The organism is Pseudomonas sp. dw_358, assembly GCF_018449655.1.
Lineage (GTDB): Bacteria > Pseudomonadota > Gammaproteobacteria > Pseudomonadales > Pseudomonadaceae > Aquipseudomonas.
In genome coordinates, this window is sequence record NZ_JAAVUX010000005.1 from 120,510 (window position 1) to 135,197 (window position 14,688).

Annotated in this window: 18 protein-coding genes; 9 read left to right on the plus strand and 9 right to left on the minus strand. The window is 61.8% G+C overall.

Translation table 11 applies throughout. The features are described 5' to 3' along the window. The first annotated feature begins 64 nt into the window (after positions 1 to 64). Positions 65 to 988 carry an oxygen-dependent coproporphyrinogen oxidase gene (hemF, locus tag HB675_RS09810; protein ID WP_213878108.1) on the plus strand — a complete coding sequence of 308 codons (924 nt, stop codon included), beginning with the start codon at positions 65 to 67 and terminating at the stop codon, positions 986 to 988. 35 nt (positions 989 to 1,023) lie between these two features. Then, positions 1,024 to 1,848, plus strand: coding sequence for a shikimate dehydrogenase (gene aroE / locus HB675_RS09815; protein ID WP_213878109.1), 825 nt, complete (start codon positions 1,024 to 1,026; stop codon positions 1,846 to 1,848). Here the strand turns inward: aroE and HB675_RS09820 are convergent. The 3 genes from HB675_RS09820 to betC form a co-directional block, all read right to left on the minus strand. Then, positions 1,845 to 3,413 carry a SulP family inorganic anion transporter gene (locus HB675_RS09820; protein WP_213878110.1) on the minus strand — a complete coding sequence of 523 codons (1,569 nt, stop codon included), beginning with the start codon at positions 3,411 to 3,413 and terminating at the stop codon, positions 1,845 to 1,847. The two genes, aroE and HB675_RS09820, sit on opposite strands and share 4 nt — an antisense overlap. 156 nt (positions 3,414 to 3,569) lie before the next feature. Then, a complete protein-coding gene (choX, locus tag HB675_RS09825) occupies positions 3,570 to 4,439 on the minus strand; it encodes a choline ABC transporter substrate-binding protein (protein ID WP_213878313.1) in 870 nt (289 codons plus the stop codon). Positions 4,440 to 4,513: 74 nt separating this feature from the next. Next, on the minus strand, positions 4,514 to 6,025 hold the full coding sequence (betC, locus tag HB675_RS09830; protein WP_213878111.1) for a choline-sulfatase: 1,512 nt from the start codon (positions 6,023 to 6,025) through the stop codon (positions 4,514 to 4,516). 114 nt (positions 6,026 to 6,139) lie between these two features. Here betC and HB675_RS09835 point away from each other — a divergent pair, with 114 nt between their 5' ends. Then, a complete protein-coding gene (locus tag HB675_RS09835; RefSeq protein ID WP_213878112.1) occupies positions 6,140 to 7,081 on the plus strand; it encodes a LysR family transcriptional regulator in 942 nt (313 codons plus the stop codon). 4 nt (positions 7,082 to 7,085) lie between these two features. Next, entirely contained in the window at positions 7,086 to 7,415 is a 330-nt protein-coding gene (locus tag HB675_RS09840; protein ID WP_213878113.1) for a DOPA 4,5-dioxygenase family protein, read from the plus strand. Between the two features lie 44 nt (positions 7,416 to 7,459). On the opposite strand, the gene HB675_RS09845 is transcribed toward HB675_RS09840, so the two are convergent. The 3 genes from HB675_RS09845 to trpB all read right to left on the minus strand — a co-directional run bounded on the left by HB675_RS09845 (position 7,460) and on the right by trpB (position 10,132). Then, on the minus strand, positions 7,460 to 7,966 hold the full coding sequence (locus tag HB675_RS09845) for an anti-virulence regulator CigR family protein (RefSeq protein ID WP_213878114.1): 507 nt from the start codon (positions 7,964 to 7,966) through the stop codon (positions 7,460 to 7,462). Between the two features lie 118 nt (positions 7,967 to 8,084). After that, complete coding sequence (gene trpA, locus HB675_RS09850; protein ID WP_213878115.1) at positions 8,085 to 8,903, minus strand: tryptophan synthase subunit alpha; 819 nt, start codon at positions 8,901 to 8,903, stop codon at positions 8,085 to 8,087. Continuing rightward, the gene (trpB, locus tag HB675_RS09855) at positions 8,900 to 10,132 is read right to left on the minus strand and encodes a tryptophan synthase subunit beta (protein WP_213878116.1); all 1,233 of its coding nucleotides are present in this window, start codon (positions 10,130 to 10,132) and stop codon (positions 8,900 to 8,902) included. The genes trpA and trpB overlap by 4 nt, the downstream gene beginning before the upstream one ends. A gap of 134 nt (positions 10,133 to 10,266) precedes the next feature. Between trpB and HB675_RS09860 the strand changes: the two genes are divergently transcribed. Continuing rightward, complete coding sequence (locus HB675_RS09860) at positions 10,267 to 11,166, plus strand: LysR family transcriptional regulator (protein ID WP_213878117.1); 900 nt, start codon at positions 10,267 to 10,269, stop codon at positions 11,164 to 11,166. A gap of 2 nt (positions 11,167 to 11,168) precedes the next feature. Here the strand turns inward: HB675_RS09860 and HB675_RS09865 are convergent, their stop codons facing one another. Beyond that, the gene (locus tag HB675_RS09865; protein ID WP_213878118.1) at positions 11,169 to 11,492 is read right to left on the minus strand and encodes a DUF883 family protein; all 324 of its coding nucleotides are present in this window, start codon (positions 11,490 to 11,492) and stop codon (positions 11,169 to 11,171) included. Between the two features lie 143 nt (positions 11,493 to 11,635). Here HB675_RS09865 and HB675_RS09870 point away from each other — a divergent pair, with 143 nt between their 5' ends. Together HB675_RS09870 and HB675_RS09875 are read left to right on the plus strand one after the other, a co-directional pair. Next, positions 11,636 to 11,851, plus strand: coding sequence for a dodecin (locus HB675_RS09870; RefSeq protein ID WP_213878119.1), 216 nt, complete (start codon positions 11,636 to 11,638; stop codon positions 11,849 to 11,851). Between the two features lie 123 nt (positions 11,852 to 11,974). Next, the gene (locus HB675_RS09875) at positions 11,975 to 12,199 is read left to right on the plus strand and encodes a DUF1161 domain-containing protein (RefSeq protein WP_213878120.1); all 225 of its coding nucleotides are present in this window, start codon (positions 11,975 to 11,977) and stop codon (positions 12,197 to 12,199) included. Positions 12,200 to 12,258: 59 nt separating this feature from the next. Here the strand turns inward: HB675_RS09875 and HB675_RS09880 are convergent, their stop codons facing one another. After that, a complete protein-coding gene (locus HB675_RS09880) occupies positions 12,259 to 13,272 on the minus strand; it encodes an LLM class flavin-dependent oxidoreductase (RefSeq protein WP_213878121.1) in 1,014 nt (337 codons plus the stop codon). Positions 13,273 to 13,503: 231 nt separating this feature from the next. On the opposite strand from HB675_RS09880, the gene HB675_RS09885 reads away from it, so the two are divergent. Then, entirely contained in the window at positions 13,504 to 13,932 is a 429-nt protein-coding gene (locus HB675_RS09885) for an OsmC family protein (protein WP_213878122.1), read from the plus strand. 54 nt (positions 13,933 to 13,986) lie between these two features. Beyond that, entirely contained in the window at positions 13,987 to 14,220 is a 234-nt protein-coding gene (locus HB675_RS09890) for a DUF1161 domain-containing protein (RefSeq protein WP_213878123.1), read from the plus strand. Here HB675_RS09890 and HB675_RS09895 read toward each other — a convergent pair. Next, positions 14,217 to 14,642, minus strand: coding sequence for a hypothetical protein (locus HB675_RS09895; protein ID WP_213878124.1), 426 nt, complete (start codon positions 14,640 to 14,642; stop codon positions 14,217 to 14,219). The genes HB675_RS09890 and HB675_RS09895 overlap by 4 nt on opposite strands. Between the last annotated feature and the right edge of the window lie 46 nt (positions 14,643 to 14,688).

Genomic DNA, 14,688 nt, shown 5'->3' on the forward strand with positions numbered 1-14,688 from the left:
TTTGCCCCCCAGGCTGTTGACCCGGCCGGGCCGCAACTGTTTCTGCCGTTTCGAAGGTGACCCGATGAGTACCCGCACCGAGGCCGTGAAAGCCTATTTGCTCGACCTGCAAGAACGTATCTGCCTGGCGCTGGAGAACGAAGACGGCAGTGCCCGCTTCGTCGAGGATGCCTGGGAGCGTCCTGCCGGAGGCGGTGGGCGCACGCGGGTGATCGAAAGCGGGCAGTTGATCGAAAAAGGCGGGGTCAACTTTTCCCATGTCTTCGGCAGCGGCCTGCCGCCCTCGGCCAGCGCCCACCGGCCGGAGCTGGCCGGCCGTGGTTTCGAGGCGCTGGGCGTGTCACTGGTCATTCACCCCAACAACCCCCATGTGCCGACGTCGCACGCCAACGTGCGGTTCTTCATTGCCGAGAAGGAAGGCGAAGAAGCGGTCTGGTGGTTTGGCGGTGGCTTCGACCTGACGCCTTATTACGCCAGCGAAGAAGACTGCGTGCACTGGCACCGAGTGGCCGAGCAGGCCTGCGCGCCGTTCGGCGCCGATGTCTACCCGCGCTACAAGGCGTGGTGCGACCGTTACTTTCACCTCAAGCACCGTGGTGAACCTCGCGGCATCGGCGGTCTGTTCTTCGATGACCTCAACGAGTGGGATTTCGACACCAGCTTCGCGTTCATGCGTGCCATCGGTAATGCCTTCATCGACGCTTACCTGCCGATCGTGCAGCGGCGCAAGGCCATGCCATGGACAGCGGCGCAAAGGGAGTTCCAGGCGTTTCGCCGCGGCCGTTACGTGGAGTTCAACCTGGTCTATGACCGTGGCACCCTGTTCGGCCTGCAATCGGGCGGCCGCACCGAGTCGATTCTTATGTCCCTGCCGCCTCATGTACGCTGGGGCTACGACTGGCAGCCGGTGCCCGGTAGCGAAGAAGCGCGCTTGACCGAGTACTATCTGCAGGACCGCGACTGGCTTGGCCTGGCCCGCGAGCAATAACAAGAACCCCTGCCCTCACCCTGGAACCGCCTTGAATGGACAGTTACGTTGTATTCGGTAACCCGATTGGTCACAGCAAATCCCCGGCCATCCACCGCCTGTTTGCCGAGCAGACCGGCGAGCAGCTGACCTACACCTCGTTGCTGGCGCCGCTGGAAGATTTCGACAACTGCGCCCTGGGCTTTTTTACCAGCGGCCTGGGTGCGAACGTGACCCTGCCATTCAAGGAAGACGCCTACCGCCTGGCCGACCGCCTGACCGAGCGAGCCCAGCGCGCCGGGGCGGTCAACCTGTTGAGCAAGCTGGCGGACGGTACCCTGCTGGGCGACAACAGCGACGGCGAAGGCCTGGTGCGCGACCTGACCATCAATTGTGGCGTCACGCTCAAGGGCCAGCGCATCCTGCTGCTCGGCGCGGGTGGTGCGGTGCGCGGTGTACTGGAGCCATTGCTCGAACAGCAACCGGTGTCCCTGGTGATCGCCAACCGCACCGTGGACAAAGCTGAACTGCTGGCTCAGGCCTTCGCCGAACTCGGCCCGGTGGCGGCTGCCGGTTTCGATTGGTTGACCGAGCCGGTGGACGTGATCATCAACGCCACGTCCGCGAGCCTGGCGGGTGATCTGCCACCCATCGCGTCCAGCCTGATTCAGGCGGGTCACACCGTATGCTACGACATGATGTACGGCAAGGAGCCGACACCCTTCATGCAGTGGGCGCTGGAGCATGGCGCTGCCGTAGCCCTGGATGGCTTCGGCATGTTGGTGGAGCAGGCAGCCGTAGCCTTTGAATTCTGGCGCGGCGTGCGACCTGACACCGCGCCGGTGCTGAAAACGCTCCGTGAGCAGATGGCGGCCAGCTAGTCGATAAAGGCGATGGGGCAGTGGTCGGCGCCTTCCAGTTTGCGCAGCTCGTCGACCACTTGAGGCTTGGCCTGGCGCAAGGTCAAGCCGCCGCCCAGCCCCCGCAGACGGCGCGCTTCCTGATGCAGCATTTCAACGCCCGAGTAGTCGATGAAATTGATCTGCTGTGCCTCGATCATGACCTCACTGCCGGTCAGCCGCTGCAAACGTTGCTGCAGGTAATGGCTGGCGCCGAAGAAGATCGAGCCGCCAACGCGCATGACCTCCACCGAGCCATCCCGCCAGGTCTGCACCCGTGGCTGTGATGTGCGTTTGAGGTAGAAGAACAGCGATGCCAGCACCCCTGCGTAAATGGCCGTCTGCAGCTCCAGCAGCAGCGTGGCCAGACACGTCAGCGCCATCACCACGAACTCCGAGCGGCTGACCCGTAACAGTGCGGCAATGCCGCGCCGGTCCACCAGGCCCCAACTGATCACCAGAATGCTGCCGGCCATGACCGGCAGCGGGATCTGCGCAATCAGGCTGGCCCCGCACAGGGCGAACAGGGCCACCCACAGCGCTGAAAAGATCCCGGCCAGGGGTGAGCAGGCGCCGGCCTCATAACTCAGCCCGGAGCGTGTGAAGGACCCCGCCGACAGCGAGCCGGAGAAGAACGCGCCGACGATGTTGGAAACGCCTTGGCCGCGAACTTCCTGATTGGCGTCTAGCATCTGCTGTGAGCGCGCCGACAGAGAACGTGCGATGGACAGACTGGTCACCAGCCCCAGCATGCCTACTGCGACAGCGCTTGGCAGCAGCCGCAGCACCAGGTCCAGGTCCAGTGGCAACGCCGTCACCGGCGGCAGGCGGCCGACAAACGCCTGCACTCTGGGCACCTCGCCGAACAGTGCCGGGCAGCCCCAGGCCACGGCCGAGACCGCCACCAGACTGATCAGCAAGGTTGGCCAGCGCGGTATGACGGCCTTGAGCAACAAGCCCAGCAGCAAGGTCGAGCCACCCAGTATCAGCGAGGGCATATTGCTTTGGCCTAGTTGCCCCAGCAGTACCACCAGGCTTTTCAGTGCGGTGCTTTGCGCCGGCAGGTCGAGCCCCAGCAGATTCGGCAGTTGGCCGATAGCGATGACCACGGCGGCACCGAGGGTGAAGCCCAGCACCACCGAGTGGGAAACGAAATTGACCAGGGCGCCGAAGCGCAGCATGCCCAATAACCACTGGAAGATGCCGCAGAGGAAGGTCAGCAACAGGATGAGGCTGATGTAATCCTGACTGCCTGGCACAGCCAAGGGGCTGATGCTGGCGTATAGAACGATGGAGATGGCCGCCGTAGGGCCACAAATCAGGTGCCAGGAAGAGCCGAACAGACAGGCGACCAGCACCGGCACAATGGCCGCGTACAGGCCGTACTCGGCGGGCAGGCCGGCGATCAGGGCGTAGGCGATGGATTGCGGCAGGGCCAGGATGGCACCGCTCAGGCCGACGATGAGGTCGCGGCCGATGCTGCTGCGGGTTTGCCGGGGTAGCCAGGCGAGGAAGGGAAACAGCTGTTGGCGGGTCAGCCTGGGCATGCGGGGCTCGATGGCGGATATTCAATGAGTCTGGAGTCTGGACCCCAACCGATGGGAGCAGGGCCAGCCCGCGATAGAAACGACGCGGTGCTGCAGGTTATCTGCATGACGGCCATCGCGGGCAAGCCCTGCTCTTGAAAGTCGGCGGAGTGCGCCTTACAACTTTGCCTTCACTGCCCCCAACGCATCCTGGCCATCCAAGGTCTTGACCCCGTCCAGCCACTTGTCCAGCACGACCGGGTTGGCTTTCAACCAGGCCTTGGCCGCCACGGCATTGGTGACCTTCTTGTCGGCCACTTCGGCCATGATGCCGTTCTCCATGTCCTGGGTGAAGCTCAGGTTGGTCACGTTCGGGCAGCTCTGTGCATAGTCCTTGCGGGTCAGTGTGTACACGCTGCCGGTGTCACCAAAGTAGGCCTCGCCACCGGTGAGGTAGTTCATCTTGAACTGTACGTTCATCGGGTGCGGGGTCCAGCCCAGGAACACCACGAAGGCGTTTTTCTTCACTGCTCTGGCCACTTCCGAGAGCATCGCCTGTTCGCTGGACTCCACCAACTTCCATTGCCCCAGGTCAAACTGGTTTTTCTTGATGATGTCGCTGATCGACTGGTTGGCCGGCGCGCCGGCACCAATGCCGTAGATCTTCTTGTCGAACTTGTCGGCGTACTTGTTCAGGTCGGCGAAACTATGCACACCGGCGTCGTAAACGTAGCGCGGGACCGCCAGGGTGAACTCGGTACCGTCGAGGTTCTTCGCCAGCTGCACGACATCGCCGGTGCTGACGAACTTGTCGTGGAAGCCCTGCTGCGCCGGCATCCAGTTGCCGAGGAAGACATCCACCTTGCCATCCTTGAGGCCGCCGTAGGCAATGGGCACGGCCAGAGTGTCGACCTTGGTCTGGTAGCCCATGCCTTCGAGCACGAAGGTGGTCAGCGCATTGGTGGCGGCGATGTCGCTCCAACCGGGATCGGCCATTTTCACCGTGCTGCAACTGGCCTCGTCGGCCATCGCCGTCATGCTGGCCATGGTCCATGTCACTGCAACCAACGTGATGCCTAGCTTAAGTGGAGCCTTCATGTGAACTTCCCCAGTCTTTCAAGTTATTGGCAGGGTTGTGGATAACGTGCCTTGCGCTCCAGATCGTCGAGGTCGATATGGTTGCGCATATATTGCTGACTGGCATCCACCAGTGGCTGGTGGTCCCAGCTCTTCAGCTTGCCGCAGGTCAGGGCGTCGAACACCAAGCGCCGGCGGCGCTGGCTGGCGAGGACCTGATCGCGGATCTGCGCGACGTTCCATTTGGCCCGGGCCTCGTCGAGAAAGGCCGAGAATACCTCGGCATACTCCGACACCTGGCTCAGGTTGCTGCGCTCCAGCGGATCGTCCTGCAGGTTGAACATCAGACAAGGATCATCCTCGCTGTAGATGAATTTCCAGGGACCACGACGAATCATCATCAGCGGCCCCACGGTGCCCTCGGCCATGTACTCGCCAAACACCTCGTCATGGCCGCCGTGGCCCAGCAGATGGCCCACCAGCGAGCGACCGTCGAGGGGCAACTGCGGATCGACCTGACCGCCGGCCAGCTCCACCAGCGTCGGCAACAGGTCGGCTGTGGACACCGAAGCGCTGACCCGCCCCGCGCTGAACTGGCCAGGCGCGCAGACCAGCAGTGGTACCCGCGCGGACATCTCGAACCAATGCATTTTGTACCACAGCCCACGCTCGCCCAGCATGTCGCCGTGGTCGCCGGAGAACACGATGATGGTGTCGTCGGCCAACCCGGTGTCTTCCAGGGTTTGCAGCAGTTTGCCGACGTTGCTGTCGATGTAGCTGCAAGCGCCGAAATAGGCCCGGCGGGCGTCACGGATCTTCGTTTCGGGCAACGGCTTGTCCCACAGGTCGTAGACCTTGAGCAGCCGTTGGGAGTGAGGGTCTTGCTCGGCCTGGGCCGGTACATTCTGCGGCAGCGGGATCTCGTCGTCGTGGTACAAGTCCCAGAACGGCTTGGGAATGGTGTAAGGGTCGTGAGGGTGAGTCATCGAAACCGTCAAGCAGAACGGCTGATCGCCCTCCTCGCGGATATGGTCGAACAGATACTGTTGGGCCTTGAACACCACTTCCTCATCGAAATCCAGCTGGTTAGTGCGCACGCAAGGGCCGGCTTGCAGCACCGATGACATGTTGTGATACCAACTCGGCCGCACGTCCGGCTCGTCCCAATTCACGGCCCAGCCGTAATCGGCCGGGTAAATGTCGCTGGTCAGACGCTCCTCATAGCCGTGCAACTGATCCGGACCGCAGAAGTGCATTTTTCCGGACAGGGCCGTGCGATAGCCCAGCCGCCGCAGGTAATGGGCGTAAGTCGGAACATCCGCAGGAAAGTCCGCAGCGTTGTCGTAAGCGCCAATCTTGCTCGGCAATTGGCCGCTGACCAGGGTGAAACGCGACGGCGCGCACAGCGGGCTGTTGCAATAGGCGGAATCGAACACCACCCCTTCTGCCGCCAGCCGGCTCAAGTTGGGCAGCTTGAGCGGTGACGGAGCATAGAAAGGCAGCATGGGCGCGGCCATCTGATCGGCCATGATGAAGAGAATGTTCTTGCGCTTCATGTAATCGCGGCGTTCCATAGTGAAAATTTATGCGACATTGCTGACGATCAGAATGTAACCCATGGGTATTCTGGTAAAGCCCATGGGCGGCAATGGCTAGGATAAGGTGTGCTTATGTATGAAAGTCTGGGGTCGCTTTCGCTGGATCTGCTGCGGGCTTTCGAGTCGGCCGCGCGCCTGCGCAGCTTCACGGCGGCCGCTAATGAGCAGGGGACCACCCAGCCCGCCATCAGCCAGCAGATCAAACGGCTGGAGGAGCAGTTGGCGACCCGGCTGTTTGATCGTATTTACCGTGGCATCGAGCTTACTGAGGCCGGCGCGGTGCTATTCGACGCAGTCAGTGCAGGCCTGCAAGGCATTGATCAAGGCCTGGCCAGCGTCGCGGCGCAATCCCAGCACGAAGTGATACAGGTCGCCACGGACTTCGCCTTCGCCGCCTATTGGCTGATGCCCAGGCTGCATCGCTTCCACCAGGCTCATCCGCAGGTGGATGTCAGCCTGGTCACCAGCGAGCGCAGCCACGCCATGTTGCGCCCGGATATCGACATCGCGGTGCTGTTTGGCGACGGACGCTTCAAGCAGGGCGAAAGCCATTTTCTTTTCGGCGAGGAAGTCTTCCCGGTGTGCAGCCCGCGCCTGCTGAACCGGACCTGCCCCCTTTCGGCCAGCGCGCTGTTGACCCTGCCGTTGCTGCACCTGCGCGGCGAGAACAGCAGCCATTGGTTCGACTGGACTGCCCTCTTCCGCGCCTTGCACCTGCCCAACGCCCCGGCCCCGGGCCAACTGCGCTTCGATAACTACACCCTGCTGATTCAGGCCGCCATCGCCGGGCAAGGCGTGGCCATCGGCTGGCGGCACCTGGTGGACGAGTTGCTGGAGCAGCAGTTGTTGTGTCGGCCTATTGCCGAATCGGCAGCGTCGGCGATGGGATATTACGTGGTGGTACCGCAGCGTAAACGGCGGGGGGCGATGGTCGAGCGGTTCTTGCGGTGGGTGATGGAGGAGCAATCTGCGGGGTCCGCTCCTACAATAGGCGCAACTTCACTTCTGGACTGATCCAATGACAGCCATCCGCGGCTACCACGCCCATGTCTACTTCAACGCCGACACCCTCGCCCAGGCCCGCAGCCTGTGTGAAGAAGCTGCGCGTCTGTTCCCATTGCAGATGGGCCGTGTGCACGAAAAGACCGTAGGGCCGCATCCGGATTGGAGTTGCCAGTTGGCGTTCGGCTCGGAGCTGATCAGGGAGGTGTTGCCATGGCTGGCGATGAATCGGCGGGGGTTGGTGGTGTTCATGCATCCGTTGACGGGCAACGAATTGGCGGACCACCGGGATCATGCGATCTGGATGGGGGCGGTGCGGCCGTTGAAGTTGTCGATATTCGAATGATGCGTTGCGCCCAACGCGGGCGCAACGCAGTGTTGCGATCAGACTCAGTTCAACACGTTATCCAGAATCTCGTAGACCAGGCCGCTGCCTACGGCCACCAGAACTACATCGGAACCGACACGGCGCCATTGGTATCCGTCATACCGTGGCATGTGCTGCAGAGCACGGGCGTCGAGGGGACGTCCGTAGCCACGTGGCAGTGGGCGGCCACGTTCGAGGCGGATGTTAGGCGGTGGCGGGTTGCCACGGGCGAAACTGTCGCGATTTTGCTGGATCATCTGGCGCACGGGGCCGAAGTCCTGAGGTGGACGCCCACCGCCACGATTGGCTTGATGGCCGCCGCCGTTATTGCCGTTATTGCCGTTATTGCCTTGGCCACGGTTATCGTTGTGGCCTCCGCCGTTCTGGCCACCAGGGCCACCTTGCTGCATGTGCTGGTCACCACCCCGGCCCTGATTTTGATCGTCCGGCCCAGGTGCTGCTTGCAGCAAAGGGGTCACGCCGACCATCAGAATACCGACACCGGCGATCAGCGATTTTGGCAATTTCATCTTCAGTTCCTTGGATGGATACAAAACGAAGCGGAGGATCGACACGCAGTATCGATCCTCCTTGGTCTTGCTGCTTTAGTCACTGAATTCGTTGCTGAATTCCTTTGTATCAGGAACTTTACCCTTGCTTGACACGGGCCTGACGCACGCCTTGAGCCAATTGGCTGCACAAGGTCAAGACATCGTCCACGGCCTGGTCGTGGTGCTGGGCCTTGGCGATTTTGTCCACCAGGGCCGAGCCGACGACTACGCCTTCGGCCAGACGAGCGATGGCAGCAGCCTGTTCCGGGGTGCGGATGCCGAAGCCGACGCTGATGGGCAGATGTGTATGGCGGCGCAAGCGCTCCAGCGCGCTGGTGACGTGCTCGGCGGTGGCCGAGCCGGCACCGGTCACGCCGGCCACGGACACGTAGTACACAAAGCCCGAACTGCGCTCCAGCACCTTGGGCAGGCGTGTGTCGTCGGTGGTCGGCGTGGTCAGGCGAATGAAGTCGATGCCGGCGGCCTGGGCCGGGGTGGCCAGTTCGGCATCGTGCTCGGGTGGCAGGTCGACGATGATCAAGCCGTCCACGCCCGCTTCCTTGGCTTCGGCCACAAAGGCCTCGACGCCGAAACGGTGGATCGGGTTGTAGTAACCCATGAGCACGATGGGCGTGGTGCTATTATCCAAGCGAAATTCGCGGACCATTTTCAGGGTCTTGGCCAGGGTCTGGCCGGCGTGCAAGGCACGCAGGGTAGCCAGTTGAATGGCCACGCCATCGGCCATCGGATCGGTGAAGGGCATGCCCAGTTCGATCACGTCGGCACCGGCCGCAGGCAGGCCCTTGAGGATCGCCAGCGAGGCTTCGTAGCCAGGGTCGCCGGCCGTGACGAACGTCACCAGGGCAGCGCGGCCTTCGGCCTTCAGGTCGGCAAAGCGTTGTTCGAGGCGGCTCATGCCAGCGTCTCCTGGGTAGGTGTGTCGAGGGAGGCCATGTGGCTCATCACGGTTTGCATGTCCTTGTCACCACGACCGGACAGGCATACCACCATCAAGTGATCGCTGGGCAGCGTGGGCGCGCGCTTGATGGCTTCAGCCAGGGCGTGAGCGGTTTCCAGCGCCGGGATAATGCCTTCCAGGCGGCAGGTGCTGTGGAAGGCGGCCAGGGCTTCGTCGTCGGTGATGCTGACATATTCCACCCGCTTCACCTCATGCAACCAGGCGTGTTCCGGCCCGATACCCGGGTAGTCGAGACCGGCGGAGATCGAGTGCGCGTCGGTGATCTGGCCGTCGCTGTCCTGCAACAGGTAGGTGCGATTGCCGTGCAGTACGCCCGGCACCCCACCATTCAGGCTCGCCGCATGCTTGTCGGTGGTGACACCGTGACCGCCCGCCTCGACGCCGATGATCTGCACGCTGGCATCATCGAGGAACGGGTGAAACAGGCCCATGGCATTCGAACCACCGCCGACGCAAGCCACCAGACTGTCCGGCAGGCGGCCTTCCTTCTCCTGCAACTGCTCGCGGGTTTCCTTGCCGATGATCGACTGGAAGTCGCGAACCATCGCCGGGTATGGGTGCGGGCCGGCCACGGTACCGATCAGGTAGAAGGTATCGTCGACGTTGGTGACCCAGTCACGCAGTGCCTCGTTCATGGCATCCTTCAGGGTGCCGGTGCCGGCGGTGACCGGGACTATCTCCGCGCCCAGCAGCTTCATGCGGAACACGTTGGCCTGTTGGCGCTCGATGTCGGTGGCGCCCATGTAGATCACGCACGGCAGGCCGAAACGGGCCGCCACGGTGGCGGTGGCTACGCCATGCATGCCGGCGCCGGTTTCCGCGATCAGGCGCTTCTTGCCCATGCGCTTGGCCAGCAGCACCTGGCCGATGCAGTTGTTCACCTTGTGGGCGCCAGTATGGTTGAGCTCTTCGCGCTTGAAGTAGATCTTGGCGCCGCCGCAGTGCTCGGTCAGGCGCTCGGCGAAGTACAGCGGGTTCGGACGGCCGATGTAGTCGCGCTGGAAATAGGCCAGTAGCTCGAGGAATTCGGGGTCCTGCTTGGCGGCTTCGTATTCGCGCGCCAGGTCCAGAACCAGTGGCATCAGGGTTTCAGCGACGTAGCGTCCACCGAACGCGCCAAATAGGCCATTAGCGTCGGGGCCGCTGCGAAATTGAGTCTGGGTCATGGGTTGCTCCAGTAAAGGGGTTGGGCCAGCACCCGGCACTCGAATGGGGTGGCGATGGGGCTACTGTACTCACGACAAGCCTTGATGAAAACCGATAAGATTGCCTAAACCTGTCAGGAAAACTCACATATACCATGAGCCGCGATCTTCCTCCCCTCAATGCCTTGCGCGCTTTCGAAGCCGCTGCCCGCCTCAACAGCGTCAGTGTCGCTGCGCAAAGCCTGCACGTCACACATGGGGCCGTCAGCCGGCAGCTCAAGGTCCTGGAGGAGCATCTCGGGGTGGCCTTGTTCAGCAAGGATGGACGTGGCCTTAAACTCACAGATGCCGGTACGCGGTTGCGCGACGTCTCCAGCGAGGTCTTCGAGCGTTTGCGTGGTGTGTGCGCCGAGGTCAGCCAGTTGGGAGAGGACGCGCCTTTCGTGCTTGGCTGCTCGGGCAGTCTGCTGGCGCGCTGGCTCATTCCGCGCCTGGGCCGCCTGAATGCCGATTTGCCCGACCTGCGCCTGCACTTGTCCGCAGGAGAAGGCGACCTTGATCCCCGTCGCCCTGGACTGGACGCACTGCTGGTGTTCGCCGAACCGCCCTGGCCCGCTGACATGTGGGTGCACGAGCTGGCCAGTGAACATATCGGCCCTGTGCTCAGCCCCTTGCATGAAGGCTTCGAGCGGCTGCAGGGTCAGCCTGTCGCCGCCCTCGCCCGCGAACCCTTGTTGTATACAAGCTCGCGGCCCCAGGCCTGGCCCAGTTGGGCACAGCACAATGGCCTGTCACCCGACACGTTGAAATACGGCCAGGGTTTCGAGCATTTGTATTATTTGCTGGAGGCCGCCGTGGCGGGCCTGGGCGTGGCAATCGCACCGCAGCCGCTGGTCAGTGATGACCTGCGAGCGGGCCGGCTCGCCGCACCCTGGGGGTTCAGTGAAACCCCGGCGCGCCTGGCGCTGTGGGTGCCGCGGCGCGCCTCGGATGGGCGCGCGGCGCAACTGGCGCGATGGCTCAAGGATGAGCTGTCACGTCAGGTCCCGGCGTGACATCAGTCGCGCTTGGCCAGCAGGTAAGCAGCCAGCAGACCAAGGGCGCCGACAGCGACGCTGGCGGTGGTCCAAGGGTGCTCTTGTGCATAGTCGCGGGTGGCGATGCTGGTTTCGCGGGTCTTGACCTTGACGTCGTCGTACAGATCGCTCAACAGGCTGCGCGAATGCTTCAGTGCACTCTCCGCATTGCCTTTGAGGGCCTTGAGGGTTTTCAAGGACTCATCCGTCGCATCGCCCTTCAAGCTTTCCAGCGAGCGCAACAGGCTCTCGATTTCCGATTCCATACTTTGCAGCGAGGCTTTGCGTAGGGAGTTGCTGGCCATGGGTGTCTCTCCTTCAGGGTGAGTAGCGTGTGTAACTTCCGACTGCACCGCGGGGAGAAAGTGCGGTCGAGGTGAACTTTTGCCCGCTAAAACCCCACAGATGTAAGCAGCCCATGAGCTGCCATCACCTCAAGGAGATCTTTATGTCTGATCATCACACCTACAAGAAAGTCGAGCTGGTGGGTTCTTCATCGACCACTATCGAAGACGCCATCAACAACGCCCTGGGCGAAGCCAGCAAGACCATCAAGCACTTGGAATGGTTCGAAGTGCTCGAGACTCGCGGCCACATCGAAGGTGGCAAAGTTGCGCATTTCCAGGTCACGATCAATGTCGGATTTCGCATCGCGAACAGTTGATGTGTAACTGGCACTGACGGCCACTAGCCGTTTCGCTGCCATTGCGTTACAAACAGTCCAGGCGCATGACCCGACAGCGGAAATGTGCCTTTTTTGTGTTCGATCAACCAAGGAATGTGACCGATGAAAAAAGTTTTGTTGGCGGTGAGCTTGTTGGCGATGGCAGGTTCGGTGATGGCTGCGGGAAAACCCTGCAGTGATCTGAAAAGCGAAATCGATGCGAAAATCAAAGCCAAGGGGGCGTCGGGTTATTCGCTGGAGGTAGTCGACAAGGGCAGCGCAGCCGATGCCAAGGTGGTGGGCACCTGTGAGGCTGGCAGCAAGGACATTGTCTACAAGCGCGGTTGATGCGTGCGTGGGATGAAAAACCGACAGCTCAAAGCGGTCGGTTTTTTTTCGCCTGGGATTTACCGAAGGCCGTTGCCCAAGACACTCTGGGCGAGGATTTCGTAGGAGCGCAGGCGGTCCGCGTGCTCGTACAGGTCGCAGGTAAAAATCAGCTCGTCGGCCTGGGTCTGCTCGACCAGGACTTCCAGCTTGGCCTTGATCTTTTCGCCACTGCCGACCATGGCCAGGCCGAGGAAGCTGGCGACCGCTTCTTTTTCATGGGGCAGCCAGCGCCCCTCCATGGTCTCCACGGGAGGCTGCTGCATCAAGCTTTGCCCGCGCATCAGGTTGAGAATCCGCTGGTACACCGAGGTGGCCAGGTACTCGGCTCGCGCATCGGTGTCAGCGGCAACCAAAGGCACCCCGAGCATGACGTAGGGCGCTTCGAGCACTGTGGATGGGCGGAAATGATTGCGGTAGACGCGCACCGCTTCGTGCATCAAACGCGGTGCGAAGTGTGAAGCGAACGCATACGGCAGACCGCGCATGCCTGCCAGTTGCGCGCTGAACAAACTGGAGCCCAGCAGCCAGATCGGTACGTTGGTGTCGCTGCCGGGCACGGCGATGACTTTCTGTTCCGGGAAGCGTGGGCCGAGGTATTCAGCCAGTTCCTCGACATCGTCCGGGAAGTCGTCCGCACTGCCGGAGCGCTCGCGACGCAAAGCACGGGCTGTCATCTGATCAGAGCCGGGTGCACGGCCCAGGCCCAAATCGATGCGGCCAGGGTACAAGCTGGCCAGGGTGCCGAACTGTTCGGCAATCACCAGCGGCGCATGGTTGGGCAGCATGATACCGCCGGAGCCGACGCGGATGGTCGAGGTGCCCCCGGCCAGATACCCCAGCAACACTGAAGTCGCGGAGCTGGCGATACCGTCCATGTTGTGGTGCTCGGCCACCCAGAAGCGGTTGTAGCCGAGGCGCTCCACGTGTTGTGCCAGGTCCAGCGAGTTTCGCAATGATTGCGCCGGGCCCTTGTCGGCGCGAACAGGGACCAGGTCCAGGGCCGAAATCTTGATGTCTGCCAGTCGTTTCATGAGCTGTGTCCAACCTCCACTTTCGTTGTGCCAGTCACAATACGTCACGACCGACCTTACGCCTCCCCGCGCATTACTGTGAGTATGGGCACATGCGCAAGATTCAATAGCTACGCTGTAATGAGTGCGCGCTTGTCTGAACTTAAGCCGCCTTGTACCCATCAGACTTGATGGTCTCTTGGCAGAGATCCGACTCGCGCGATTCTGCGCCAATACCACAGGAGATATTGTATGAAAAAGACCGCATCTGCCGTCTGGAAAGGCGATCTCAAATCGGGCATCGGCAGCATTTCCACCGAGACCGGCGTGCTCAAGGACGCACCTTACGGCTTCAAGGCCCGTTTTGAAGGCGGCCCGGGGACCAACCCTGAAGAACTGATCGGCGCGGCCCATGCTGGCTGCTTTTCCATGGCGTTCTCGATGATTCTGGGGGGCGCTGGGCTGACGGCCGACGAAATCCGCACCACGGCCGAAGTGACCCTGGACAAAGTAGGCGAAGGCTTCGAAATCACCGCTGTGCACTTGATCCTCGCGGCGAAGATTCCTGGAGCCACCCAGCAGCAGTTCGATGAGCTGTCCAAAGCCGCCAAAGAAGGTTGTCCTGTATCCAAAGTGCTCAAGGGCGCCAACATCACCCTTTCCGCCACCCTGGAAAGCTGATGCACCCGGCCCGCCGCCCCTGCACTGGGGCGCGGGGGTCGTTGCGAGGTTGTCATGAACAGGTTCGTCGTTGCCGTGCTGTGCTGTGCTGCTGCATCTGCCGTCTGGGCTGCACCGAAAAGCTGTGAAGAATTGAAAGGCGAGATCGAGGCAAAGATTCAAGCCCGAGCGGTCACGTCCTATACGCTGGAAATCGTCAAGAACGATGATGTCCATGACCCGAACATGGTCGTGGGCAGTTGCGATTACGGTCGGCAGAAAATCATCTATCAGAAGAATGACCGTTAAGGCATGCAGTGGATTTCGCTGTCTTCGGCCACTTTCTGCCCGTGACTGTCATACAGCCATGCCATTGGCTGTAGCCCCAGACTGCGCGCTTGCAGGCGATAATGCTCGCCCGCCTTGAAGCTGTCATAGCGCACGTTCAAATAGCAGAGACGTTCGTCGTCCCAAAGGTTGAACGGCCCGCCGACGCCCCCGTAGATCTCGAAATCGAAACGCACCATCAGGTCGTGCGCCCCAGGCTTGACCTGGAAGTAGCGGCCATCGGCCCAGTTCACCCCGTCCAGCCGTTCAGCCATGATGACCTTGCCGCTGACCATGGTCAGCTCTATCCAGGCCATCTGTGGATCGGGCGCCGGCATCGGTGACATGCAGCCTTGAAGGCTCAGCCCCACACAGACAACAGACAAGGCAAACAAGCGGCGCATGCAGGGCTCCGATCGGACAAGACAATAGCGCCATCATGCCATCCAT

Excerpts from the sequence above, each read along its gene's own strand:
- hemF (WP_213878108.1), top strand. The coding sequence starts at position 65 with ATGAGTACCCGCACCGAGGCCGTGAAAGCCTATTTGCTCGACCTGCAA.
- aroE (WP_213878109.1), top strand. The coding sequence starts at position 1,024 with ATGGACAGTTACGTTGTATTCGGTAACCCGATTGGTCACAGCAAATCC.
- HB675_RS09820 (WP_213878110.1), bottom strand. The coding sequence starts at position 3,413 with ATGCCCAGGCTGACCCGCCAACAGCTGTTTCCCTTCCTCGCCTGGCTA.
- choX (WP_213878313.1), bottom strand. The coding sequence starts at position 4,439 with ATGGCCAGCATGACGGCGATGGCCGACGAGGCCAGTTGCAGCACGGTG.
- betC (WP_213878111.1), bottom strand. The coding sequence starts at position 6,025 with ATGAAGCGCAAGAACATTCTCTTCATCATGGCCGATCAGATGGCCGCG.
- HB675_RS09835 (WP_213878112.1), top strand. The coding sequence starts at position 6,140 with ATGTATGAAAGTCTGGGGTCGCTTTCGCTGGATCTGCTGCGGGCTTTC.
- HB675_RS09840 (WP_213878113.1), top strand. The coding sequence starts at position 7,086 with ATGACAGCCATCCGCGGCTACCACGCCCATGTCTACTTCAACGCCGAC.
- HB675_RS09845 (WP_213878114.1), bottom strand. The coding sequence starts at position 7,966 with ATGAAATTGCCAAAATCGCTGATCGCCGGTGTCGGTATTCTGATGGTC.
- trpA (WP_213878115.1), bottom strand. The coding sequence starts at position 8,903 with ATGAGCCGCCTCGAACAACGCTTTGCCGACCTGAAGGCCGAAGGCCGC.
- trpB (WP_213878116.1), bottom strand. The coding sequence starts at position 10,132 with ATGACCCAGACTCAATTTCGCAGCGGCCCCGACGCTAATGGCCTATTT.
- HB675_RS09860 (WP_213878117.1), top strand. The coding sequence starts at position 10,267 with ATGAGCCGCGATCTTCCTCCCCTCAATGCCTTGCGCGCTTTCGAAGCC.
- HB675_RS09865 (WP_213878118.1), bottom strand. The coding sequence starts at position 11,492 with ATGGCCAGCAACTCCCTACGCAAAGCCTCGCTGCAAAGTATGGAATCG.
- HB675_RS09870 (WP_213878119.1), top strand. The coding sequence starts at position 11,636 with ATGTCTGATCATCACACCTACAAGAAAGTCGAGCTGGTGGGTTCTTCA.
- HB675_RS09875 (WP_213878120.1), top strand. The coding sequence starts at position 11,975 with ATGAAAAAAGTTTTGTTGGCGGTGAGCTTGTTGGCGATGGCAGGTTCG.
- HB675_RS09880 (WP_213878121.1), bottom strand. The coding sequence starts at position 13,272 with ATGAAACGACTGGCAGACATCAAGATTTCGGCCCTGGACCTGGTCCCT.
- HB675_RS09885 (WP_213878122.1), top strand. The coding sequence starts at position 13,504 with ATGAAAAAGACCGCATCTGCCGTCTGGAAAGGCGATCTCAAATCGGGC.
- HB675_RS09890 (WP_213878123.1), top strand. The coding sequence starts at position 13,987 with ATGAACAGGTTCGTCGTTGCCGTGCTGTGCTGTGCTGCTGCATCTGCC.
- HB675_RS09895 (WP_213878124.1), bottom strand. The coding sequence starts at position 14,642 with ATGCGCCGCTTGTTTGCCTTGTCTGTTGTCTGTGTGGGGCTGAGCCTT.